Annotated in this window: 19 protein-coding genes; 13 read left to right on the forward strand and 6 right to left on the reverse strand. The window is 68.6% G+C overall.

Going from position 1 to position 24771, the window contains the following annotated elements; genetic code table 11:
* Positions 1-125 precede the first annotated feature (125 nt).
* Positions 126-1445 (forward strand): O-antigen ligase family protein, encoded by a 1320-nt coding sequence (locus tag IPV09_RS14680; RefSeq protein WP_207475257.1) that lies wholly within the window; start codon positions 126-128, stop codon positions 1443-1445.
* Here the strand turns inward: IPV09_RS14680 and IPV09_RS10800 are convergent.
* Positions 1378-2532: a glycosyltransferase gene (locus IPV09_RS10800; RefSeq protein ID WP_207475258.1), complete on the reverse strand. Its 1155-nt coding sequence runs from the start codon at positions 2530-2532 to the stop codon at positions 1378-1380. The genes IPV09_RS14680 and IPV09_RS10800 overlap by 68 nt on opposite strands.
* Before the next feature lie 231 nt (positions 2533-2763).
* Here IPV09_RS10800 and IPV09_RS10805 point away from each other — a divergent pair, with 231 nt between their 5' ends.
* Positions 2764-4047 carry a glycosyltransferase gene (locus IPV09_RS10805; RefSeq protein WP_207475259.1) on the forward strand — a complete coding sequence of 428 codons (1284 nt, stop codon included), beginning with the start codon at positions 2764-2766 and terminating at the stop codon, positions 4045-4047.
* A gap of 4 nt (positions 4048-4051) precedes the next feature.
* Here the strand turns inward: IPV09_RS10805 and IPV09_RS10810 are convergent, their stop codons facing one another.
* Positions 4052-5494 (reverse strand): oligosaccharide flippase family protein, encoded by a 1443-nt coding sequence (locus IPV09_RS10810; RefSeq protein WP_207475260.1) that lies wholly within the window; start codon positions 5492-5494, stop codon positions 4052-4054.
* A gap of 34 nt (positions 5495-5528) precedes the next feature.
* Between IPV09_RS10810 and IPV09_RS10815 the strand changes: the two genes are divergently transcribed.
* Positions 5529-6773: a glycosyltransferase gene (locus IPV09_RS10815; RefSeq protein ID WP_207475261.1), complete on the forward strand. Its 1245-nt coding sequence runs from the start codon at positions 5529-5531 to the stop codon at positions 6771-6773.
* Positions 6770-8023 (forward strand): O-antigen ligase family protein, encoded by a 1254-nt coding sequence (locus tag IPV09_RS14685; protein WP_207475262.1) that lies wholly within the window; start codon positions 6770-6772, stop codon positions 8021-8023. Before IPV09_RS10815 ends, IPV09_RS14685 begins: the two co-directional genes overlap by 4 nt.
* Here IPV09_RS14685 and IPV09_RS10825 read toward each other — a convergent pair.
* A complete protein-coding gene (locus IPV09_RS10825) occupies positions 8010-8711 on the reverse strand; it encodes a hypothetical protein (protein ID WP_207475263.1) in 702 nt (233 codons plus the stop codon). The genes IPV09_RS14685 and IPV09_RS10825 overlap by 14 nt on opposite strands.
* Positions 8712-8838: 127 nt before the next feature.
* Between IPV09_RS10825 and IPV09_RS10830 the strand changes: the two genes are divergently transcribed.
* The 5 genes from IPV09_RS10830 (at position 8839) to IPV09_RS14690 (ending at position 16247) form a co-directional block, all read left to right on the forward strand.
* Positions 8839-10212: an O-antigen ligase family protein gene (locus IPV09_RS10830; RefSeq protein ID WP_207475264.1), complete on the forward strand. Its 1374-nt coding sequence runs from the start codon at positions 8839-8841 to the stop codon at positions 10210-10212.
* A gap of 52 nt (positions 10213-10264) precedes the next feature.
* Positions 10265-10870 carry a DapH/DapD/GlmU-related protein gene (locus IPV09_RS10835; RefSeq protein ID WP_370590293.1) on the forward strand — a complete coding sequence of 202 codons (606 nt, stop codon included), beginning with the start codon at positions 10265-10267 and terminating at the stop codon, positions 10868-10870.
* 5 nt (positions 10871-10875) lie between these two features.
* Positions 10876-11973 carry a DegT/DnrJ/EryC1/StrS aminotransferase family protein gene (locus tag IPV09_RS10840; protein WP_207475266.1) on the forward strand — a complete coding sequence of 366 codons (1098 nt, stop codon included), beginning with the start codon at positions 10876-10878 and terminating at the stop codon, positions 11971-11973.
* Positions 11973-12968, forward strand: coding sequence for a Gfo/Idh/MocA family protein (locus tag IPV09_RS10845; RefSeq protein ID WP_207475267.1), 996 nt, complete (start codon positions 11973-11975; stop codon positions 12966-12968). Before IPV09_RS10840 ends, IPV09_RS10845 begins: the two co-directional genes overlap by 1 nt.
* A gap of 243 nt (positions 12969-13211) precedes the next feature.
* Positions 13212-16247, forward strand: coding sequence for a VCBS repeat-containing protein (locus IPV09_RS14690; protein ID WP_207475268.1), 3036 nt, complete (start codon positions 13212-13214; stop codon positions 16245-16247).
* Positions 16248-16336: 89 nt separating this feature from the next.
* On the opposite strand, the gene IPV09_RS10855 is transcribed toward IPV09_RS14690, so the two are convergent.
* Positions 16337-17278 (reverse strand): type IV toxin-antitoxin system AbiEi family antitoxin domain-containing protein, encoded by a 942-nt coding sequence (locus tag IPV09_RS10855; protein ID WP_207475269.1) that lies wholly within the window; start codon positions 17276-17278, stop codon positions 16337-16339.
* Positions 17279-17543: 265 nt separating this feature from the next.
* On the opposite strand from IPV09_RS10855, the gene IPV09_RS10860 reads away from it, so the two are divergent.
* Together IPV09_RS10860 and IPV09_RS10865 are read left to right on the forward strand one after the other, a co-directional pair.
* The gene (locus IPV09_RS10860; protein ID WP_207475270.1) at positions 17544-18848 is read left to right on the forward strand and encodes a nucleotide sugar dehydrogenase; all 1305 of its coding nucleotides are present in this window, start codon (positions 17544-17546) and stop codon (positions 18846-18848) included.
* A 10-nt stretch (positions 18849-18858) separates the two neighbouring features.
* On the forward strand, positions 18859-19740 hold the full coding sequence (locus tag IPV09_RS10865; protein WP_207475271.1) for a DUF4031 domain-containing protein: 882 nt from the start codon (positions 18859-18861) through the stop codon (positions 19738-19740).
* A 40-nt stretch (positions 19741-19780) separates the two neighbouring features.
* Here IPV09_RS10865 and IPV09_RS10870 read toward each other — a convergent pair whose 3' ends face one another.
* Positions 19781-20998, reverse strand: a complete 1218-nt coding sequence (locus IPV09_RS10870) for a glycosyltransferase family 4 protein (RefSeq protein ID WP_207475272.1) — start codon at positions 20996-20998, stop codon at positions 19781-19783.
* A 75-nt stretch (positions 20999-21073) separates the two neighbouring features.
* Between IPV09_RS10870 and IPV09_RS10875 the strand changes: the two genes are divergently transcribed.
* Complete coding sequence (locus IPV09_RS10875; RefSeq protein ID WP_207475273.1) at positions 21074-21682, forward strand: hypothetical protein; 609 nt, start codon at positions 21074-21076, stop codon at positions 21680-21682.
* 60 nt (positions 21683-21742) lie between these two features.
* The gene (locus tag IPV09_RS10880; RefSeq protein WP_207475274.1) at positions 21743-22912 is read left to right on the forward strand and encodes a glycosyltransferase; all 1170 of its coding nucleotides are present in this window, start codon (positions 21743-21745) and stop codon (positions 22910-22912) included.
* Here the strand turns inward: IPV09_RS10880 and IPV09_RS10885 are convergent.
* Positions 22896-24758 (reverse strand): nucleoside-diphosphate sugar epimerase/dehydratase, encoded by a 1863-nt coding sequence (locus IPV09_RS10885; protein WP_207475275.1) that lies wholly within the window; start codon positions 24756-24758, stop codon positions 22896-22898. The two genes, IPV09_RS10880 and IPV09_RS10885, sit on opposite strands and share 17 nt — an antisense overlap.
* Between the last annotated feature and the right edge of the window lie 13 nt (positions 24759-24771).

A 24771-nucleotide genomic window follows, 5' to 3' on the forward strand; every position in this document is an offset into this window, starting at 1 on the left:
GGTCGGCCGGATGACCGGACGTTGTGCCCTGTGCGTCACGAGTGCTGCCGGGATTGGCCCGATCCGGACGTCGTACCCGTCCGCCACGTGTGGTTTGGACGACGCATCCGCATAGGGTGGCGGACGTGAAGATCCGCGAACTGCTCGGGTGGGCCCTGCTGCCGGCGCTGCTCGTCATGCAGTTCTTCGACCTGCGCCGCGGGCTGCTCGGCCCCGACTGGACGTGGAGCGCCTTCCTGCTCGGCTACGCGCTGGTCGTCGCCCTCGGGTTGCCGCTGGCCTGGGGGGCGCTGAAGGACCTGCGCCGGCCCGGCTGGGTCGGGATGGGCGCCTTCACGGCCGTCCTGCTGTATGCCGCCGTCTCGGCCCTGGTCAGCGGCGAGTCGCTGGTCACCTCCCGCACCACGCCCTCCGCCGTCCCACCCGACACCTGGACCCACCCGATGCTGGCGCACCGGCTCGTCCCGCTGCTGACGGCGTGGCTGACCATGGCCGCCGGTGTCATCGTGGTGGTGCTCATCCCGCCCGCCCAACGGGTGGCACGCCTGTGGTGGGCCGGCTGGCTGCTGATCGTCAGCTCGCTGGCCGCCTGGCCACGGGCTGTCGGGGTGCACGACTCACCACGGCTGGCCACCGGGATGGGCGGGTCGGCAACCATTCACCTGGTCTTCCTGCTGTGCACCGGACTGTTCCTGAGCGCCGCCTGGCAGGGACACCGGCGCCGCTGGTCGCTGGTCGGCGCCGCCGCCTCGATCCTCTGCCTGCTGCTCACCGGGTCACGCTCCGGCCTGCTGAGCCTGGCCGTGCTGGCCGTGCTGGTGCTGGTCTGGTTGGGCCGGCGGATCAGCACCCGGCTGGCCGCGGCCGCGTTGGCCGCCGTCGTCGCCATCGGCGCCCTGATGGTTGCCCTCGTCCCCGCCGCCCGCCGGCTGCTCGTCTTCGGCGACGAGCTGCGGGCCGACAACCTGGCCACGGCCTGGCACGTCTTCACCAGCGACCCGCTGACGGCAATTCTTGGCGTCGGCTCGGGACGGCTGTGGCCGTGGTACGCCTTTGACGCCCGCTACTGGACGGTGCCGTGGCGCGGGCAGGTGCACACCAGTGAGGGCGACGTGCTCACCAACCCGCACTCGGTGCTGCTCGGCGTCGGCGTCGAACTCGGGATCGTCGGCCTGGCCCTAATGGGGGTGCTGGTCGGGGTCATCCTGGCCCGACTGGCCACGGCATGGCGGCACCGTCCCGCAGCGGGGTTCGGCACCATCGGCGACGGACTCGTCCTGGCCCTGGTCGCCGGATTCGTGGCCTGGGTCTTCGACTACTACTTGTTCAAGAACTACGCCGTCAGTTTCTGGTGGTGGGCCTGCTTCACCGCGGTCTTCACGATTCCGCACGCTCCACCCGCAGGGGACGCGACCGCACGTCCACCTCACCCAGCACCCGAGTGATCTCACGGACGCGTCCGGCCCAGGAGTGGTCCTCCCGCACCGCGAGCACCCGTTCGCGGGCCTGGTCGATCAGCTCGGGGTGGGCGTCCAGCTCGCCCAGCAGCTCGCTGAACGCCTCCCGCCGGTAGGGGACCGTCCAGCCGAGCCCGTGCTCGGCGACGAACCGGCCCGCCAGCGAACCCTCACTGGCGATGATCGGCAGTCCGTGGCCCAGGTACTCATAGACCTTCAGGGGCGCGGCGAAGTTCCAGTACTCCTGGGGTTCGGTCGCCACCACCGCCACGTTGGCCGCCGTGAAGTACGGCGTGGTCTCGGGCCCATTGGCGTGCACGACGTTGATGTTGTCGGCCAGGAACTCCGCGTAGCCCGCCCGGGCGTTGGACCATTCCTCGGCCCGGGTGCACACCACCATGGACACCTCGGGACGCGCCTGCACCGCGGCCAGGAACTCGTGCAACCGGTAGTTCGACTTCGTGCCGCCGACGTAGAACAGCCGCACCGGATGGTTGGGCCGGTCACCGACCAACTCCTCACCGCTCTCGTGGCCCCCGTATTCGTGACCCGGGGGCAGCGCCGAGACCGGCACCGACCGGGGCAGCGGCACGTAGGCGGCCATCTCGACGCTCGGCAGGAACAGGTGGTCCACCGTGCGGCCATAGGCCAGCAGGTCGTAGCGGTAGGCCGCCTTCGCGGCCACCCGCTTGGGCAGACTGGTGCCCTCCTTGTACATCGGGAAGCGCCAATGGATGTCGCGATAGAACAAACCCACCGGCACGTGATGGCGGCGCAACTGGCCGAAGAATGAGAAGTCGAGCAGCGGGTGAGTGGGCAGGTGGTGGGTCTCGGTCAGCGCGGTCGGCATCGTCGATGACTCCGAATAGCAGAACTCATAGAAGACCCCGGCCCGGATGGAGGCCATCACTTCACCGATCGCGGCCCGGCGTTCGGCGGCGGTGCCGGCGACCACGGCAACCTCGTAGCGTTCCTGCAACGCCCGCAACATCTTCACCGGCCGCACCCCACCGCCGGTCGGGTTGCTGAACTGCAGCGGATAGGGCACGTGGTAGATGACGCGGGCCTTCGACATGGCCCGAGTCTAGGGGGCCGGGGCAGCCCAGCGATGTGCACCGCGTGAGCCTCATGGGCCGCCCTGCGACGAAAATCGCCCACTGGGTGCACGTTGCTGGGGGCCGCCGTCGGTTGATGTACGCCTCGGAGTCGGCGCCCGTGCGCATTCGTCGAACCGCATCGTCGAGCCATCCCCCCTGACGCGGAGGGCTCCGCACCCCCGGGACAGACCGTCACTAGACTCGAAACCATGTCGAGCGTCGTGTTCCTGCTGACCAATGTCTTCCCCTTCGCCAAGGGGGAGGAGTTCCTGGAGAACGAGATCGGCCATCTGGCGGCCCGTTTCGACCGGGTGGTGGTCGTGGCCACCCAGACCAGTCAGGACGCCACCCAGACCCGGGCCGTGCCCGACAACTGCACGGTGCTGCGCGCCGGGTCGCCCCGCCCCAGCGGCGTCGCCGCGGCCCCCGCCATCCTGCGTGGGCTCCGCCACACCGCAACCAGGGTGGCCCACAGCCCGCTGCATCCCGGCAAGGCCGCCATGGAGGCGCTGTTCGAGGGTCGCGCCCAGGACAGCCTGAAGCACCTGGTGGACCAACTCGACGGTCTCAAGCTCGCCGCCGGCGACCAGGTGGTCATCTACTCCTACTGGCTGCACGTCACCGCACGGGTCGGGATGCTGCTCGCCGAGGCCCTGCGAGGACGAGGCATCCCGGTCGCCAAACTGGTCAGTAGGGCCCACCGCTACGACCTGTACCCCGAGGAATCACCGTTCGGCCACCTGCCCGCGAGACGCCTGCTGCTCGAGGCCTACGACGAAGTGCATCCCGTCTCCGACCACGGCACCGACCTGCTGCGCCGCAGCCACCCGCGCTACGCACCCAAGATCACCACCCGGCGGCTCGGTACCAGAGACCCGGGCGCGCCGGTCCAATGCCAGCAGGACCCGGCCCTGGTGGTGAGCTGCTCCTTCGTGCTGCCCGTCAAGCGCGTCGACCGCATCCCCGCGATCCTGCACCGGGCCAGCGAGGCCGGCCACGACATTGGCTGGACCCATTTCGGCTCGGGTGACCAGGTGGCGGCGGTGAAGGCGGCCGCCGACCAGGTGCTGCCCCCCGACATGGTCGATCTGCCCGGGTACGTGCCCAACACCGAACTGCCCGACCGCTACCGCCAGCTGCGGCCAGTGGCCTTCGTGAACGTGTCGGAGTCCGAGGGGGTTCCGGTCTCGATCATGGAGGCGATCGCCCTGGGCATTCCGGTGGTGGCCACCGACGTCGGTGGCGTCGCCGAGATCGTCCGCGACGGGGTCAACGGCTACCTGCTGCCCAAGGAGTTCACCGACCTGGAGGCCGCCGCCGCACTGAACTCCCTGGTCACCGCGCCAGCCGAGCGGTACCAGGATTTCTGCCGCGCCGCCCGTCAGCGCTGGGAGTCCGAGTTCAATGAGGCGATCGTCTACCCCGCCTTCGCCGAGGAACTCACCCGTCCGGCGCTGCGCTCGGGCCGTCCGCTGCCCAACGTGGGCGCCTAGCCGCTCAGCGGTCCAGCGGCTCCTCGCCGGTGACCTGCTGCTCGGCCTGCTCCACCTCGACGTCGACCTCGTCGGCCCGGAACCCGAAACCGCGGTCGTACTGCCAGCTCACCAGCAGCGCCAGCAGCAGGAAGACCACCAGCAGCCCCGCCATCGCCCACGAGACCTGCGCCATGGTGGTCAGCAGGTCACCGGCGAAGAAGCCCAGGATGGACAGCGGCACCACCATGTAGGCGATGGAGAACAGCAGCATGGTGAGCTGGCGGTGCACGGTGACGAAGACCGTGCTGATCGGTGAGGTGATGAAGTTCAGGTACAGCCACGGCACCAGCACCCGCGAGATCTCGCCGGCCAACGTCCAGTCCCCGCCCAGCACGAACGGCAGGATCCACGGCCCCAGCGACCAGATCAGCGCGAATGGGACGATGCCGATCACCATGGAACGCACGATCGCCATCCGCACGATGCCGGTCATCTGGCCGCGCTCCACGGTGGCCAGGCGCTGGAAGAAGACCTGCGCCACGGCGGCATTGATCAGCCCCATTGGCGCCTGCAACAACCGCCACGCCATGCCGAACTGGCCCACCGGGCCGGCTGCGTAGTTCGCACCCACGAGGGCGTTGATGCCGTTGAGGCGCACCGAGTCGACCACCGCATTCGGCCCGTTCAGGGCCGGCATCTTGACGTAGCGCCGGGCCAGTTCCCGCTTGCTGCGCGCCGGACCGTCGATGCGGTACTGCCCCCGGGTCTTGCGCAGCAGGTTCCACAGCGACGCGGCGTAGCCGACGATGGTGGCGATGACCAGACCCGAGACGCCCATGCCGACCGCCCCGGTGCCGACCTGCAGGCCCGAGACCGAGACAGACTGGTAGATCTTGTTCTGGGCCACCTGGCGGAAGTTCCGGGTGCGGGTCAGCCAGTACGACATCACCCCCAATTGGGTGACCAGGAAGACCATGGGCCCGGTGAAGTACAACCAGAAACGCAGCCCCGCCTCAATGCTGGCGGCATCTGCCTGGGACTGGTCGGTCATCAGGCGCGCCAGCCAGGGGCTGATCACCAGCATCACGGCGATGGTGGCCAGGCTGACGGCGACATTGATCCAGGTGCACAACCGCAGCAACTGCCGGGCGTCGTTGTCGCGGCGCGGCAGCACGATCGCCAACTCGTAGCGTCCGGCAGCGATCGGCACCACCGCCGAGACCGCCGACATCACCAGCACGTAGACACCGAACTCGGCGGCGGTGAACAGGCGTCCGACGAAGATCATGGCCAGGAACTGCAGCACCTGCGCCGACGCCGTCCCCGTCATCAGGGTCAGCACGTTCTTGAGGAAGTCCTGACCGGCGAGCCTGGCCCGAACCCTGCCGATGACCCCGGACGGCGCCGGTGGGGGCGTCTCGTCGACGGGCGGGGCCACCTCGGTCGGGCGGGAGTCATCACTCACCTCGCCATGCTACTGGGGTGGCAGACTGACACCCATGCACGTGCTCGTCGCGACCCGCGCCTTCCCGTACCCGCCGGGGGAGCAGTTCGTCGCCGCCGAGGCGGCGCACTGGGCCGAGGGCGGTCGCACCGTCACCGTCATGCCCTGGTCGGCCCACGGTGAGGCCGCGGACGTGCCGGGGGTCGCCGTCGACCTGACCCTGGCCCGCGCCGGAACCGCCGCCAGGCTGCGGGCAAGCCTGAAGGCGCTGGTCAGCCCGCTGTGGTGGCGCGACCTGAACTGGTTGCGCAGCAACCACCGATTGACGATGGCGACGGCGAAGGAGGCGCTGCAGGCCACCCGCAATGCCCTCCTCGTGCGTGACCTGCTCATCACCTGGGCCCGCCGCCACCACCCCATCGACGTCGTCTACAGCTACTGGTTCGACGTGTGGACGCTGGGGGCGCTGCTGGCCAAGGGACGCGGCGTGCATGCCGTCGCGACCCGCGTGCACGGCTACGACCTGCACGAGAGTCGGCACCCGGCGGGGTTCCATGGGCTCAAGCGGCAACTCGCGCCCGGTCTGGACGGGTTGTTCGCCGTCAGCCGCAGCGGCGCCCGCCTGGCCGTCGAAACGTTCGGGGTGCCCGCCGAGGTCGCCCACCATGCCCCGCTCGGCACCCGGGTCCCGGACGCGCCGAGCGCCACCTCGCCAGCGGGTCAGCTGCACCTGCTCAGCGTCGCCAGCGCGCTGCCCGTCAAGCGCATCGACCGGCTGGTCGACGCCTGCCGCGCCCTGGCTGCATCCCGTCCCGATCTCACCATCGCCTGGACGCACCTGGGCGGGGGACCGCTGCTGGCCAGCCTGCAGGCCAGCGCCGCCGACCTGCCCGCCAACCTGCGCATCACCTGGGCCGGTCAGGTCAGCCCCGACCAGGTGCGCGCCCACCTGGCCGGCCAACCGGTGGACCTGTTCGTCAACACCTCGGAGTCCGAAGGCGTCCCGGTCTCGATCATGGAGGCCATGGCGCACGGGGTGCCCACCATCGCCCCTCGGGTCGGGGCCATCGACGAGATCGTCCCCGGGCAGGGCCCCGGCGGTGCGCTGATGTCGGCGACGCCCACCGCCGACGAAATTGCCGCCACGTGTGCGGACTGGGCCGAGCGATCCAAGGACCCGGCCCAGCGACAGGCGGCCCGTAGGATCGTGGCTGACCGTTACGATGCCGACGCCAACGCCCGGCAGTTGATGACCCTGCTGGACGACCTGGGCCAGCGCCCCAGCAGGAGGAACCCGTGAGCCAGACCAGCCTGCCGATGGTGCGCCGGCGCCGTGACGCCACGATCCTGCTGGCGGTGGTGGCCGTGTTCCTCATCCTGCGGCTGCCGCTGAGCGTGGTGCTGGCCGGGCTGCTGCCGATCGCGGTCCTCGTCTGGGACGGCATCCGCTGGCCGTCGCGCCAGTCGACTCTGATGTGGGTCTTCCTGCTCACCGCCTTGGTGCTCTCGACCTACGCCTGGCTCAGCAACCCGGGCGTCCCGCTGGTGAACAACGCCACCATCATGCTGGTGATGATGGCGATGGTCGCCGCCGTCACCTGCACCTCGGCCACCCGCAAAGCGTTCAAGCACCTCATGGACGGCATGCTGCTGGGATTGTGGATCTGCCTGCTCAGCGCCATCTTCGAGGTCGTCTCGGGAATCAAGCTGCTGCCGCTGATCTATCCCGACGCCAACACCGCCGCCGCCGTCGCCGGCAACCGGTTCATCGTCGCCTCGTTCTTCCCCAACTACAACGACTTCTCGGTGGCCATGGCGATCTTCGGCGTCATCCTGACCGCCCAACTGCTGCTGGGCACCCGCAAGGGGCCGCTGGTCAAGATCTGTCGCATCGGGGCCCTGCTGGTGCTGACCTTCTTCATCGTGGTGATCGGTTCACGTGGCGCGCTGATCGGTCTGGTCGTCGGCATGGCGCTGGTCGCGTTCATCGCTGCCCGGATGACCCGACGGCGGCTGCTCTCGGTGCCCCACATGCTGCTGCTGGTGCTGTGCGCCCTGGCGGCCGGCATGTTCCTGATGGCCACCCCGTTCGTCCAGAACTCCTCGACGGCGCTGCGCGGCGACATTATCGGCAACACCATCGAGATGCTGCTCGCCGAGCCGGCCCGGCTGTGGGCCGGGTGGAGCAACATGGTGCTGTTCCGCGAGGACGCCGGGGCGCTGTACCCGAACATGTTGATGGACCCGCACAACCTGCTGCTGGAACTGGTCACCATGTACGGGCTGCCCGCAGCCATCACCTACCTCCTGGTGTGGGTGCAGATCGCCTACCGCGGCCTGTGGCAGTTGCGCATCACCGCCGGTTGGCGGGAGGTCTCGGCGGTGGCCGTCAGCGTGCTCATGCCCGTCATCGGCATCGTCCCCAGTTCGTCGCTGCGCTACTACTGGGTGTTCCTGTTCATGGCGGCCGCGATCGCCGCGCTGCAGATGCAGGCCAAGCGCCGCGAGACCCTCACTGCCACCGCCCGGACGCTGGTCAGGCAGCCCTAGCCCGGCGGCGCTGGCGGCGTCCCACGGTCACGTCGAGGGCGACGGCGACCAGGAAGCCCACGGCGATGGCTCCCACCAGCGAGACGGCCAGCAGTTCCGGGGTGGTGGACGGCTCGGGCTCGACGGGGCCCTGCTGCAGATAGATCACCTTGGCGCCCAGGGCGACCCCACCGGTGGCCTCGGTGGCCTGCGGCACGGTCTCGACGAAGGTGTTGGCGATGGTGGTGACCCGTCGGATGGCCTCCTGCGACGAGTCCGCCTTGACCGCAAAGGTCAGCACCAGCGAGTTGCTGGGCCAGCCGACGGTCAGGCCCTGCTTGAGGAGCCCGCCGGTCATGTCGCCGGAGGGGTCCAATTGCTTGGCGGCGGCGTCCAGGACCAGTGGTGAGTTCGCCAACTGGGAATAGCTGCGCGCCACCATCGGCAGCATCGCCGCCTGCTGGGTGGCGTCGGCCTCGGTCTCGACCGGTCCCGGCACCAGACTGACGGTGGCCTCGGCGACATAGGTGTCGGGGCGGGTCAACGCGAACGCGCTGCCCAGCACCAGCACCAAGGCGGCGACGATGGCCGCCGGCACCAGGTAGCGCTTCAGCGACATCAGGTAGCCGATGACGTCCAGCGCCTTGTCGTCCTCGTAGAGGGTGTCAACGGCCGAAGGAGTTGCCGGGGTGCGGGTCACGTCAGTCACCCCGCCATCGTAGATGCTCGCCCGTCGTGGCGGGGGACCGGCACGTCCGTGCACCCGGTGACGCCGCCGAGGTGGCGTCCGGTCATCGGTTCACTGCCGCGCGTGGTTGGGTCGTACCCTTGTCCCCATGGCCAGGCGACCGCAGCTTTCGCACAGCAGTCCCCTGGCGCAGGCCATCACCTGGTACGGGTGGGCCTTCGTGGCGTGGCTGTCGGTCATGTCCCTGGTCAACTTCGAGTCCCCGGTGTGGGGTCTTGGCCAGGTGACGATGTTCACGGTCGTCTCCCCCCTGTTCGTCCTCGTCGGCGTCGTGCTGATGGTGGTCCGGTTCCGCCAGGAGCAGGGCGGGGCCCTGGGACGCATCTCGGTGGCGGCGTGGGCCTGCCTGGCCGCGGCCACCGGCCTGTTCGGTTATGCGATGCTGACCACGCTGTGGAGCGATCCGATCATCTGGGTCGGCCAGGCCCACGTGGTCACCCCCGTCCCCGAGGCCACGGTCCTGGTGCCGCTGCTGAACGCGTTGTTCGGCATGTGGGCCGGGTTCGTGGTGATGGCGCTCACCCCCCGACTCGGACGCCTGCGGCTGCTCTGGTGGGTGTCATTGGCGCTGATCCCGTTCTCGGTGCTCGGCTGGCTGCGGGTCTCGATCACCCAGGGCGACCTGGAGCCGCGGTTGTGGACACAGGTCGGCGGGTCGGCGGTCTATCCGGTGGTGCTGGTCATCGCCGGCGCCATCGCGCTGGCCAACTTCCTCAACCAGTACCGGCCGCGGCTCTCGTTGTGGATGACGGTGGCCCACCTGGTCCTGGTGCTGCTCACCGGGTCCCGCGGTGGCCTGCTGATGGTGGGCGTGCTCGTCGTCCTGCTGGTCATCCGTCTCGGTCGCCAGCACACCGGCGCCGGTGAACGGCTCCGCAACCTGCCGCCCAGCGTGTACGTCCTGGGTGGCATCGCGGTGCTGGTGGCGATTGTCTCGTCCCCGATCCTGGGGCGCCTGGACGAGCGTTCGGCGGGGCGCCTGATGACCTGGCGGGTCGGCATCGACAACTGGGACAACCATCCGCTGACCGTGCTGTTCGGGCTCGGCAGCGGCGTCATCTGGCCGTGGTTCAGCTACGAGTCGGGGTGGCAGCCGCACCCGTGGCGAAGCCGGGTCACCTCGCCGCTGGGCTACACGCTGTACCACTCGCACTCCTTGTACCTCGAGGTGATCGCCGAACTGGGGATCCTCGGCCTGATCCTGTTGATCGCGGTGGTCTGGCCGCTCGCGGCGCGGTGGCTGAAGGGTGGCAGCGCCGCCAATGTGGTGGTCACCTCGGCCGTGTGCGCGTGCCTGGTCGGGTTCAACTTCGACCTGTTCCTGTTCAAGAACTTCGCGGTCTCGCTGGTCTGGTGGTGCGCGGCCTTCGGAGTGCTGCTCAGCGGCATCGACACACGGGCCACGACAGCCCTGCCAGCGCGTTCCGAGGGGGATGTCACCCCGGCGGCAAAGGCGACGTGACAGAATGACTCGCGTGCCAGGGGCTGCCCGGCCGCGTGGAAGTGGAGGAACTGTGAGCAACGCTCGAATCCAGCCGTCGGCTGATCTTGATGATGGCGTCCAGATCGGTGATGGCTCATCGGTGTGGCATCTCGCGCAGGTGCGCGGCGGAGCGGTGATCGGCGAGAACGTCGTCATCGGTCGTGGCGCCTACATCGGCAGCGGTGTGCACGTCGGTGACAACTGCAAGATCCAGAACTACGCCCTGGTCTACGAACCGGCCCACCTCGAGGACGGCGTGTTCATCGGCCCGGCGGCCGTGCTCACCAACGACACCTTCCCGCGCGCCATCAACCCCGACGGCACCGCCAAGAGCGCCGACGACTGGGAGGCCGTGGGCGTGACCCTGAGGCAGGGCAGTTCGGTGGGCGCGCGCGCCGTGTGCGTCGCGCCGGTCACCATCGGGCGCTGGGCCACCGTGGCCGCCGGCGCCGTCGTGACCAAGGACGTGCCCGACTACGCTCTGGTGGCCGGTGTCCCTGCCCGCCGCATCAAGTGGGTGGGCCGCTCGGGCCTGCCGCTGGAGGCGGTCGGCGAGCGCCGCTGGCAGGACCCCAGGACGGGCGATGAATTCGTCGAGGACAACGAGCAACTCACTCTGGTGGAGGAAACGAAGTGAACCCCATGAACCACGCAGCCCAGCCGATTCCCGCAGCCAAGCCGATCATCGGTGACGACGAGCGGGCCGCCGTCGATCGGGTGCTGCGCAGCGGCATGATCGCCCAGGGCCCCGAGGTGAAGACCTTTGAGGAGGAGTTCGCCCAGGTGATGACGGCCGGACGCACCTGCGTCGCCGTCAACTCCGGCACCTCCGGTCTGCACCTGGGTCTGTTGGCCAACGGCATCGGCCCCGGCGACGAGGTGCTGGTGCCCTCGTTCACCTTTGCCGCGACCGCGAACTCGGTGGCCATCACCGGCGCCACCCCCGTCTTCGTCGACATCGAGCCTGACTACTACTGCATGGACCCGGCCGACGCCGAGGCCAAGATCACCGAACGCACCAAGGCGATCATGCCGGTGCACCTGTACGGCCACCCCTTCAACGTGGACGCCTTCCAGGCGTTGGCCACCAAGCACGGCCTGATGCTGTTCGAGGATGCCGCCCAGGCCCATGCCGCCAGTTGGAACGGGGCGCCGGTCGGCACCTTCGGAGAGTTCGGCATGTTCTCGCTGTACCCGACGAAGAACATGACCTCGGGTGAGGGTGGCATGGTCTCGTGCGCCACCGACGAGATCGCCCGCCAGGTGCGGCTGCTGCGCAACCAGGGCATGGAGAAGCAGTACGCCAACGAGGTCGTCGGACTGAACAACCGGATGACCGACGTGCATGCCGCCATCGGACGGGTGCAGTTGACCAAGGTGCTGGGCTGGACGGCGACCCGCCGGGCCAATGCCGCCTTCCTGGACGAGAACCTGCAGGGCGTCATCACCCCGAAGGTTGCCCCCGAGGCCACCCACGTCTACCACCAGTACACGATCCGCGTCACCGAGGACCGTGACCGCATCGTCGAGGTGCTGCGCAACGAGTACCAGGTCGGCTGCGGGGTGTACTACCCGATTCCGAACCACCGCCTGGAGACGTTCAAGAGCCCGGAGCACCTGGAGCAGACTGAGCGTGCCGCCGCCGAGGTCATCTCGCTGCCGGTGCACCCCTCGTTGTCCCAGGATGATCTGGAGCGCATCGTCACCGCCGTGAACGCGGCAGTGAAGGCAGGTGCCTGATGGCGAACCTTCGCGCCGGACTCATCGGCATCGGCTCGATGGGCAAGAACCACGCCCGCAACCTGCGTGCCATTGACGGGGTCGAGCTGGTCGCCGTCGCCGACGCCTCCGGACAGGACCCGTTCGGGGTGGCCGGCGACCTGCCCGTGCTGCCCGACGTCGATGCCCTGCTCGAGGTCGACCTCGACTACGTGGTGGTCGCCGCGCCGACATTCACCCACGAGGAGATCGGCCTGAAGCTCGCCGAGGCCGGCGTGCATGCCCTGATCGAGAAGCCACTGGCCGCCTCGGCCCAGGCCGCCCGCAGCCTGGCCGAAGCCTTTGAGTCGAAGGGACTGATCGGCGCCGTTGGGCACATCGAACGCTTCAACCCTGCGCTGCAGAGCCTGCGCAAGCGGCTCGAGAATGGTGACCTGGGCGACCTGTACCAGATCGTCACCCGGCGTCAGGGTCCCTTCCCCAACAGGATCGCCGACGTCGGCGTCATCAAGGACCTGGCCAGCCACGACATTGACCTGACCGCCTGGGTCACCCAGCGCAAGTACGAAATGGTCGCCGCCCGATCGATGTTCAAGTCGGGCCGCCAGTACGAGGACATGGTCAGCGCCACCTGCACCCTGTCGGGAGGCCTGATGAGCAACCACCTGGTCAACTGGCTCTCGCCGACCAAGGAGAGATTGACCGTGGTCACCGGTGAACGAGGCATGTTCGTCGCCGACACCCTGACCGCCGACCTGACCTTCTTCAGCAACGGCACCGTCGAGACCACCTGGGACGACATCGCCAACTTCCGTGGCGTCTCCGAGGGTGACATGACCCGGTTCGCCATCCCGAAGCCGGAGCCGCTGCGCACCGAGCACGAGAACTTCCGCGACGCGGTGCTCGGCAAGGAGGGCGCGACCATCGTCACCCTCGACGAGGGCGCACGGGTGGTCGAGGTCTGCGAGGCGATGATCGAGTCGTCGCGCACGAACCAGTTCGTCGCCATCAGCTGAGAGACCCGGACCGGCGGGCCTGTGGTCCGCCGGCGCCATTTTCTGAGTCCATTCGGTGCAATTCTCAGGCCCCGATTAGGATTGCCCCAGCACGGTCGATTACCCTCAAAGGGCGGTTCCCCTCATCCCCTCGGAGTTTTTTTCATGCGTCGCGCCCTCGCCCTGTTGGTATCCCTGTGTCTCTCAATCGGCCTCTTGGCCGGCTCACCGCTGCCGGCGCCCGCGCTGACAGCCGGTCCATCCGTGTTCGGCACCGGAGCCCAGGTCGGTGAGGTGGGCGGTGGTCGCGTGCTGTCGCCGGTCACCGGTTTCGGCAAGGACGCCTCGGGCCGTCACCTGGCCTACTTCGTCACCTCCGGCAACGCCCAGGTGACCGCCAACTTCCAGGTCATTGACGTGGTCACCGGTGACCGGGTGTTCATGGCCCGGGTGCCGGAGGGCATCGACGCCTGGGGCCTGGTCGTGGTCGGACGCACCGTCACCTTCGCGGTCAACACCGCCACCGGTGCCCGGTTGTACAGCTGGACGACGGGCACCAGCACGCTCAAGGACCACGGCTCCCCGTTCGGACGCGACACCGTCTGGTCGATGAGTGCTGCCCCCGATGGCGCCATCTTCGTCGGTACCTACCCGTCGGGTGCCCTGTGGCAGTGGACCGGTTCGTCAGCGGTGAAGCTCGGCGTGCCCAACAAGGGTGAGATCTACGCCCGTTCCATCGCCGCCGACGCCACCACCGTCTACGTCGGCTCGCTGGGCACCGGACGACTGGCCGCCTACAACCGCAGCACGAAGCAGTTCAGCTCGATCACCATCCCGTCCACCGGGACCGGCACCAACGAGCAGGTGATGGGGCTGGAGCGCCGCGGCAAGTGGTTGACCGTCTGGACCCAGACGTCGAACAACATGTACTTCTACGACACCACCACCCGTCGGTTCTCGAGCACCGTGGTCACCAACGTCTCCTCCGGTGAGGTCTCGCCCGTCGACCCCAGCGGGAAGTACATCTACCTGCAGCGTGCCAACTTCGGCATCGGACGGCTGTCGCTGTCGGACCTGTCGCTGGTCCGCAGTGGGTACAGTGCCCAGCCGTCGGTGCGTGACTGGGCCTGGATCGCCCTGCCCGGTGCCAACTACCCTGAGCCGACCTTGGCCGCAGCGGGTGCGACCGGCAGCCTGTGGGCCTACGACATGTCCCACGACCCGACCCGCACCAGCATCAGCCAGCCGCACTCCATGTCGCTGACCGCCATGGTGGTCGGTGCCCCCAGCGCCATCCGGTCGCTGGGCGCCGGGCCCGACGGCAAGGTCTACCTGGGTGGCATGCAGAACCCCACCGGCCTGCGCACCTACGACCCCGACACCAACACCTTTGACGAGATCCTCGGCGTCCCCCAGATCGAGGCCTTCGGCAGCCAGGGCAGCAAGCTGTTCGCCGGCGGCTACCCCGGGGGACGCATCTTCGTCCACGACACCTCCCAGTCGGTGACCTACGATCCGCGGACCGCGGCCGCCGACGACCAGTCGCAGAACCCCTTCTTCCATGTGCTGTCGCCGAGCCAGGAGCGTCCCTTCGCGTTCGCCGACGTCGGCAACCGGCGCATGGCCATCGGAACCGTCGCCAACAAGAACACCAGCGGCGGGGCGCTGTCGTTCTGGCGTCCCGGCGCACCGGCCCAGGTGATCCGCAACCCCGTCGGCGACCAGAGCGTCGTCTCGCTGCTGTCCAAGGGATCCATCCTGGTGGCCGGCAGCTCGATCCACGGCGGCACCGGCTACGACCCCACCACCCTGCGGGCGCAGGTGTTCACCGTCAACCCGACCACCGGGGCCGTCATCGACCGCCTGGTGCCGTCCTTCGAGGGGAAGGTGACCTGGATCAACGGGTTGACCACCAACCCCCACGACGGCACCGTCTGGGGCATCGCCGGCGCCAACCTGTTCCAGGTGAGCGTTGACGGGGCCGGCAAGCTCACCCTGCTGCGCACCGAGCCGATCTTCACCGGCAACGCCGGGTGGTACGGCAATGACTACTCCCTGCAGTTCCACAACGGCATCCTCTACGCCGCCGCTGGCGGCGACCTGGTGGCCATCAACCCCGAGACGTTCGCGAAGACCACCCTGGCCGAGAGCGGCATCACCGACATGGTCAAGGTCGGCAATGCGCTCTACTTCGTCAAGGACGAGGGCTCCCTGTACCGCTGGAATCTGCCGGCGTCCGCTTCCTACGCTCCGCAACTGGGCTCCCACGCCGAGGGCGACGACTACGTGCCCGGCCCGACCAGCATCTCGGGTGTCGGCCAACCGGGATCGTCGGTGACCGTGCGGATCGACGGCACCCGCGTCGGTTCGGCCACCGTCGGCAGCACGGGACGCTGGAGCCTGTCCAATGTCGACGTGGCCCGTGGGACGCACACCGTCGCGCTGTCCTCGGTGATCTCCGGCAGGACGAGCCCCACGGTCAGCTACAGCGTGAACTTCAACGCCGCCCTGATCGAGCCGCCCCGCACGCAGCCCAAGGTCACCGGCATGACCGGCGACCACACCGGCGAAGGCCTGGCCGACGTCTACGGGGTGGACGGCCAGGGCCGGTTGCAGTTCTACGCCGGCACGGCCACCGGTACCTTCCGCTACCAGGGCCAGGTCGACACCGGCTGGGACGACAAGACCCACCTCGCCCAGATCGCCGACATCAACGGCGACCGCCGCTCCGACGTGCTCGCCCGCCGTGGCAGCGACCACTCCCTGTGGATCCATCACGGCACCGGCTACGGCTGGCTGTCGTCGGGACAGCAGGCCGGCAAGAACTGGGGCGGGATGGACCAGATCGTCCCGGTTGGCAGCCTGACCGGCGGCTCGACCCAGTACGTGGTGGCGCGCCGTGCCAGCGACGGGGCCCTGTTCCGCTACACCCTGACCCCCAGCGGGTTGACCGGCATCGCCCAGATCGGGTGGCGCTGGAACGGTATGCGCCAGATCCTGGGCGTCGGTGACTTCTCGGGTGACGGTCGCGGTGACGTGCTGGCCATCCGCAATGACGGCACGCTGTGGGTCTACCTGGGCACCGCCTCGGGCACCATCGGGTCGGGACGCCAGGTCGGGCATGGCTGGAACACGTTCGCCCGCGCCTTCAGCCCCGGCGACTTCACCGGTGACAAGAAGTTCGACCTGATCGGCCAGCGACTCGACGGCACTGTCTATGCCTACAAGAACCTGGGTGGCAGATGGGACGCCGCGCGGCGCGTCATGAGTGGAACGCAGGACTGGAAGCTGATGGCCTGAGACCGGGCACCCCCGGTTCAGGTCGCCAGCAGATCGCTTCGACCACGGCGGTGCGCCTTCGACCACGGCGGTGCGCCTTCGACCACGGTCTAGCCTGGTCGAGGCGCACCCATCCTGTTCGAAGCGTCGGCAAGCGCGGTCCTCAGCCAGGCCACGATCGCGCCGGGCCGGCGCAGCAGGTCGTCCCAGGTCCATCGGACGACGCACAGGCCACGACGCCGCAGCCTGTCCTCGCGCAGTTTCTCGCGCCACACCACCTCCTCAGGTGTCATCCCGGGCCGAGCGTTCGACTGGTACTTGCCCCTGCCATCGAACTCACCGACGACGCCCACGTCCCACCAGAAGTCGACGCGGTCGATTCCTGCGGCGTGGGGGAACTCCTTCTGCACATCGTCTGGTGCCAGCCCCGCGTTGACGAGCAGCCAACGGCTCAGCGACTCACCCGGGCTTTCCGAGCGCTCGTCTGCCACACCGATGACCCGACGCGCGGCCCGCACCCCCGGGATTCCGCCGGCACGGTCAAGGGCCGCGTGCATCTCGTCCAGCGCACACATCCCGTCGGACAAGGCGAGGTCGGCGGCGGCCAGGGCCCATCCCGGGTCCGCATCGCGCCCGAGGTCGACGATCGTTCGGGCAACGGAGGTCACCGTGAGTGCGTTCACCGTGGTGAGGTCCGCCGGTGTCAACGAGGCAGTGGTCACTCGGATCCCGGGCCGGTTGCCGCCGCCCGGGCGTCCGGGCTGGATGAGGTTGACGTGTGACAGCCTCTTGCGCTGGACCGGAAGGCCGTGGACGACGGCAGCCGAGGTGTGTCCCACCACGACTGGTGTGGTGGCCGATCGCACCACCGCCTGGGTCAGCATCAGGTGACGGTGGTTTTCGGGATGGGCGGCAGGCTCGGTGCTGAGGTGGCTCCATGCGTACGTCCCTCGATGCAGGCGCACCAGGGTTCCGGTCCGGAGCATTCGACGAATCTCTGACGGTGCGTAGCCCTGTTGCTTGAGGTCGGCCCAGCCGATCAGTGTGGTCATGACTGCATCCTGACCGTCCGCAGAGGGTAATCCGAGGACGGGCCAGCGACCTGTGGACGACGACGGGCCGGGCACGCTGACCTGTGGACAACGCTGATTGATCGCTCCGATGTGCTCGCTGACGCGGCGTCGAACACGCTGCTGCCGCCTCGACCAACGTCTACCGGTGTCGAACTGGCAGTACCGTGTTCGAAGCCCACGAACGCCGCCGTGCACCCCCACGGTAGGCTGAGTTCGCTCATACCACCCGCACAAGGAGTGCCGAATGAAGATCGCTGTTGTCGCCCTGGGCAAGATCGGCCTGCCACTGGCTGTGCAGTTTGCCGACAAGGGCCATGAGGTCATCGGCATCGACGTCCAGCAGACGGTCGTCGACACGGTCAACGCCGGCAATCAGCCCTTCCCCGGCGAGGCACACCTGCAGCAGAAGCTGTCCGAGTTGGTGCCCGCCGGCAAGCTGCGCGCCACGACGGACTACGCCGAGGCCATTCCCGGGGTGGACGCCATCGTCATCGTGGTGCCGCTGTTCGTCAACGACGAGACCTGGCAGCCCGACTTCGGCTGGATGGAGGCCGCGACCCGCAGCTTCAGTGAGCACATCACCCCCGGCACCCTGGTCAGCTACGAGACCACCCTGCCGGTCGGCACCACCCGCAACCGCTGGAAGCCGATGATCGAAGAGATCTCGGGGCTGAGCGAGGGCACCGACTTCCACCTGATCTTCAGCCCCGAGCGGGTGCTCACCGGCCGGGTGTTCGAGGACCTGCGCAAGTACCCGAAGCTGGTCGGTGGCCTCTCGGATGAGGGCGCCGCCAAGGGCGTGGAGTTCTACCAGCAGGTGCTGGACTTCGACGAACGCCCCGACCTGGCCCCCCGGACCAACGGCGTGTGGGACCTTGGCAGCGCCGAGGCAGCTGAGATGGCCAAGCTCGCCGAGACCACCTACCGCGACGTCAACATCGGGCTGGCCAACCAGTTCGGCAAGTTCGCCGAGAAGAACGGCATCGACGTCTTCAAGGTGATCGAGGCCTCCAACAGCCAGCCCTTCAGTCACATCCACCGTCCCGGCATCGCCGTCGGTGGCCACTGCATCCCGGTCTACCCGCGGCTGTACCTGTACACCGACCCGGACGCCACCATCGTGCGCACCGCCCGCGAGGCGAACATGACCATGCCCGAGCACACCATCAGCAAGCTCGAGGACGGCTTCGGCGGTGACCTGGCCGGCAAGCGTGTCGTCGTGCTGGGAGCCTCGTACCGCGGCAAGGTCAAGGAGACCGCCTTCTCGGGCGTCTTCCCCGCCGTCGCAGCGCTGGTGGCCCGTGGCGCCGAGACCCTGGTGCACGACCCCATGTTCACCGCCGAGGAGCTCGCCACGTTCGGTTTCACCGCCTACGAGATGGGCCAGCCCGTCGACGGCGCCGTCATCCAGGCCGATCACCCGGAGTACCAGGAACTGACGTCCGCGTCGCTTCCCGGCATCCAGGTGCTGGTCGACGGTCGCAACATGACCACCGCGGCCAACTGGCCCGGCGTCACCCGCTTCGTGATTGGCGACGGGCAGGCCTGAGCAGCACCTGATGATCCTGATCGACCCGCCGGTGTGGCCGGCGCACGGGACGGTGTTCAGCCATCTGGTGTCCGACACCTCCCTGTCCGAACTGCACGCCTTCGCGTCCTCCGCCGGGCTGCCCGAGCGGGCCTTCGACCATGATCATTACGACGTCCCCCTGTCACGCCACGATGACCTGATCGCTCGTGGGGCAGCGCTGGTGCCGGCCTCGGAGTTGGTGCGTCGGCTGATCGCCTCCGGTCTGCGGATGCGCACCTCCGAACGCACCCCCAAGCGCGGCGTGGCGCTGCAGCGGTTGGGGGAGTCCTGGCAGGCCCTGCTGCCCGGTCACGAGGCGCTCGGGGCCGAGTTGGTCGAACGCTGGACCGAACCGCACCGGTACTACCACGACGTCCGCCACCTGCACCAGGTGCTGCACGCGCTCGACCTGCTCGGGGCGGGCCCGGACGGCCGGCTGCTGCGGTTGGCGGCCTGGTTCCATGACGCGGTCTACCAGGGCAGCCCCGACGACGAGGAGCAGTCCGCCCAGCTCGCCGAGACACTGCTGGCCCGGGTGCTGCCCGTCGACGAGGTGGACGAGGTGGCCCGGTTGGTGCGGCTGACCCGCACCCACGACCCGCACCCCGACGACGCCAGCGGGGCGCACCTGGTCGATGCCGACCTGTCCATCCTGGGCCTGCGTCCCGGACGCTATGACGTCTACGTCCGTGATGTGCGCTCTGACTTCGCCCATGTGGACGATGACCAATGGAGGCTGGGTCGGGTGCAGGTGCTCGACCATCTGCTGGGACTGGAGCCCCTGTTCCGCACCGAGGTAGGACAGGAGTTGTGGGCGCGGCAAGCCGCTGCGAACCTTCGGGCCGAACGGGAGCGCTGGCTGCTCCGTTGAGTGGTGTCGGTGCCGGCGGGACGTCGCCGGCTCCGGATCGTCAGCCCTTCAGGGCAGCCAGGAAGGTTGCGGCCAGCTTGTCGTAGGCATGGTGCTCCCGGACGAAGGACGTCTCCTTGGCGCGGATCTCCACCCGCTGGGTGGCATCCAGGTTGACCACCTCACGGATGGCGCGGGCAATGTCGACCGGGTCCTTCGCCCGCGCCGTCACCGAGCAGTCGGCGTAGCGCAGGGGAGTGTGCTCGGAGTCGAGGGCGTCGATGATCGGCACCCCGGTCAGCATGTAGTCGAAGATCTTGTTGGCGCTGAACCCGTAACGGTAGAGCCGCGACTTCTCTGAGCCGATGTAGAGGCCGTCCATGGCCGCCAGGGTGCTGTGCACGGCGGCCTTCGGGATCGAACCGGTGAAGTACACGTTGCCCAGGTCCAGTGAGGCGACCAGCGCCTCCAGGTCGGCCCGGTCCTTGCCGTCGCCGACGATGACCGCCGAGATGGGCTCCTGGCGCAGCTCGGCCATGGCCCTGACCAGGTCGTCCATGGCATTGGAGACCGACAGCCCACCGGCGTACCCGATGACGTCGTGGCCGCTGGCCTGCAGCTTCTTCACCAATGCCAGCACCTGCTCGTCGCCGGCCGCATGCTCGCCGTCGAGCTGGACACCGTTGGGGACGTTGACCACGCGGGTGTCGATGCCCAGGCTGCGGACGTGCTCCTCGGCGTTCGGCAGGATCGAGACGATCACGTCGGAGTTCTCGTAGGCGGAACGTTCCGCCCGGGCCATGGTGGCGATGAACGGGTGCCGGTCGGAGTAGCCCCCCAGTTCCTGGGGGGTCAGCGGCCACAGGTCGTGGATCTCGTGCACCAGTCGGGCGCCGGTGAGCCTGGCCACCTTCTGGGCGAGGTAGGTGTCGAAGGGGTAGGTGGACGACGCGATCACCGCGTCCGGCAGGGTGGCGTGAGCGATCCGGGTGGCGTCGCGCAGACCCTTGCCGACGAACTCGGCCATGCTGACCACCCGCTGGGCGCCGTTGCCCTGGTAGGCGCGGGTCCGGATGAACCGGAACGGCACACCGTCGATGACCTGCACCTCACCGGTGCGTTCCACCGTCGGGTTGACCTTGCGTAAATGGCTGTAGGAACCGGCCAGGATCGTCGTCCGCACCCCGAGCTTGGCCCATTCCTGGGCCATCAGGTGCGGCCGGAACTCCATGCCCAGCGTCGGTGAGCCCGCGTAGTGGTCGATGTAGAGAACGCGCACATTTCCTCCAGGGTTGGCTCACAGTCACTCTAGTGGGCACGGACCGTCAGTTATCCTGAGCGCGAGGGGGCAGTCATGAAGGCATGGAAGATGGTCGCGGGGGCCCTGGTGCTCGCGCTCATGGCCGTGCTGGCGTTGGGATGGTCGGGACGACTGCCGCACTCCCTGGACCCGTTCGCGGACCCCAACGAGTCGAGCAACACCCAGGTGGTCCACGCCGTGCAGCGGCAGGAGAAGGTGGTGTTGCTGAGCCTGGGCGTCCAGGGGCTGGCCGAGGAGAACACCCGCAGGACCATCCTGGGCAAGGACGTCCCCGGGACGGGCCGCACCATCTTCCTGCAGTACACCTACAAGGCCATGCTGGGCATCGACGGCAGCGACGTGACCGTGGAAGCGACCGGCGAGAACAGCTACCGGGTGATGATCCCGGAGTTCATCTTCATCGGGTCAAGCGAGCACACCTTCAAGACCGCGATCGAGGACAACGGCATCCTCAGCTGGGTCACCCCCGAGATCGACACCACCGCCATGATCGCCCGGATCCTCGACGACCAGGCCAAGGACAAGCACATCAACGACAACGTGTCCCTCTTGCAGGAGCAGGCACAATCTTTCTACGGCGGCATCATCAGGGCCGTCAGCCCCGAGGCCACCGTCGAGTTCAGATTCGTCACCGCCCGATAGGGTCACCCGCCGACCGCAGGGTCACCCTCGGGTGCTCGCCGCCTATAGTGACATGCAGTGATGACCCAGCCCCAGCCCCCATCGGCCGCCACCCCGGCCCAGGACCTGCCCGAGCACGTGCAGGTCCTGCACCTGTCCACGGTGCACCACAGCCACGACAACCGGGTCCGCAACAAGGAGACCCTGGGACTGGCCCGGGCCGGCATCGACGTAGGGCTGGCCATCCAGTGCCCCACCGACGAGGCCCACGGCGCCTTCCCGGTCTACTCGCTGCCGCGGCCCCGCCAGCGCCTGGCCCGGCTCACCGGCAGCCAGTTCAAGGCCTGGCGGCTGCTGCGCCGCCTGCGGCCCGGTCTGGTCCACATCCATGACCCCGAGCTGGTGCCGATGGCCTGGCTGTGGGCCCGGACGCACGGTGCCCACACCATCTACGACGCCCACGAGGACCTGGTCAAGCAGATCGAGACCAAGCGCTACCTGCACCCCCAGCTGAAGCCGTTCGCCCGGATCGCCGCCAAGGTGTTGGTCGGCTGGGCCGACAGGGGCATGGATGCCATCGTCGCGGCCACCCCGGAGGTGGCCGCCGGCTTCACCAACTCCAATGTCACCGTGGTCCGCAACTATCCGTGGCTCTCGGACTTCGCCGCCGCCCCCCAGCCGGTTCCCGGCCGGATGGTCTATGTCGGTGACCTCACCGAGGAACGCCGACTGGGCCTGATGATCGCGGCCACCCGACGGGTGCGGGAGCAGGTGCCCACCGCCCACCTGGTGCTGGCCGGCCGCGCCCGGGGCGAGGCCGCCGCGACCCTGCAACGCGAGGCCGACGGTGAGGTGATCCAGTACCTGGGGCTGCTGGAGCCCACCGGCATTCCGGCGGTCGTGGCCAGCGCCCAGCTGGGACTGATCCTGCTGGCACCGCTGCCGAACTACGTGAACAGCCTGCCCACCAAGCTCTTCGAGTACATGGCCGGCGGTGTGCCCTTCCTGGCCAGCGACTTCGAGGGATGGCGCACGATGTTCCCGGCCGGGGGACGATTCGTGGACTCCGAGAGCGAGGACGCCACGGTCGCCGCCATGGTCGACCTGCTGCAGGACCCGGACGGCTGCCGGCGTCTGGGGACGGCGGGGCGCGCCCACCTGGAGCAGCACTTCACCTTCGAGGAGCAGGCCGAGGCGCTGGTGGCGCTGACCCGCTCACTGCTGCCGTCCCCGGTCAGGACCGCTGGCTGAGCGGTTCACCCGACGCGTCGAGCCCGGCCTGGGCCAGGTTCTCCACCCGGGCGGCCTCGGCGTTCGACTGGGCCGTCAGCACGCCCATGGCCGACGGGTCCGAGCCGTCCACGCCCTCGAGCCTGGCCGGGTCCAGTGCCGGCACGTGCACCCGCTCGATCATCGGGTGGGTGGTGGGTCGCGCCGCCTCGTCCCCGCTGAACAGCACCTCGTGCATCTTCTCGTTGGGGCGCAGACCGGTGAAGACGATCTTGATGTCCTTGCCGGACCGGGCGATCAGGCCCTTGGCCACGTCCAGGATCTTCACGGGCTCACCCATGTCCAGCACCAGCACGTCACCGGGCTCACCGATGGCACCGGCCTGGATGACCAGCTCGCAGGCCTCGGGGATGGTCATGAAGTAGCGGGTGATGTCGGGGTGGGTGACCGTGATCGGCCCGCCCTGCTCGATCTGGTTGGTGAAGGCGTGCAGCATCGAACCCCGCGACCCCAGCACGTTGCCGAACCGCACGCTCAGGTAGGTGCGTCCGGTCTTCTGGGCGTAGAAGGCCGTCAGCTCCTCGGCGATGCGCTTGGTCTTGCCGAGCACCGAGGTGGCGTCGGCGGCCTTGTCGGTGGACACGTTCACGAAGCGGGAGACCTCGTACTTCTCGGCCATCCGCAGCAGGTTCGCCGAACCCTCCACGTTGGTCTTCCAGCCCTCCAGCGGGTACTGCTCCAGCATCGGCAGGTGCTTCAGGGCGGCGGCGTGGAAGACGACGTCGGGACGATGTTGGGCGAAGACCTTGTCCAGGGCCGCCTCGTCGCGGATGTCGCACAACACCATGTTGGGGGTGTCCAGCAGGCCCTGCTTGTAGATCGACAGCTGGACGCCGTGCAGCAGCGACTCGTCGCGGTCGAGCATGACCAGTTCCTTGGGCCCGAACTTGTGCACCTGGCGGGCGATCTCCGAGCCGATCGAACCGCCGGCGCCGGTGACCAGCACCACCCGTCCGCTGAGGTACCCGGCGATCTCGCTCAGGTCGGTCTTGATCTGCGAACGGCCCAGCAGGTCGGCGACGTCCAGCTGGTGGAGCTGGTTGAGCTGCACCTGCCCGTTGATCAGCTCCCGGGTGTTCGGCATCACCAGCACCTTCATGCCCTGGGGCTCGGTGGCCTCGGACACGCGGCGCATCAGGTCACGCTTGGCAGTGGGGATCGCCACCACCACGGTCTGGACGCCGTGGCGTTGGGCCATCTTGACCAGGTCCTCGCCGGTGCCCAGCACCGGCGCGCCATTGATGCGCAGGTGACGCTTGTCGCGGTCGTCGTCGACGAAGCCCACGATGCGGTAGGGCGCGTCGGGGTCGTAGGCCAGCAGCCGGGACAGCTGCTGACCGGCGTTGCCAGCGCCGTAGACGATGATGTTGTCGGCCTTGTCACGGGTCGAGGAGTTGAGGGAACTGAAGATGGTGCGCACGACGAATCGGGCCGCCGTCATCAGCACGACGGCGCCGAAGGGCACCAGCAGTGTCACCCCGCGCGGGTAGCCCGGCGGCGCGAAGAAGTAGAAGTAGCCCAGCAGTCCGGCACCAATGATGATGGTGACCGCGGCAATGTTGACGGCCTCGTCGAAGCTGCCGACGGTGTGGCGGCCGCGGTAGAGCTTGGTGATGAAACCGATGACCACCTGCAGCAGCATCGCCACCACGGCGTACTGGTAGATGACGGTGCGTTCGGCCGAGGTGAGGACGTGGAAGTTGTAGCGCTCGGCCACCATGAACGTGGTCGCCAGAGCCCAGGAGGCCATGTCCCACGCTGCGAGTCCGGCGCGCATGAGACTCGTCCGCGCAGAAGGTCGTGCCATGGGCTGCCTCTTC

This window comes from Tessaracoccus sp. SD287 (assembly GCF_017355265.1).
GTDB lineage: Bacteria > Actinomycetota > Actinomycetes > Propionibacteriales > Propionibacteriaceae > Aestuariimicrobium.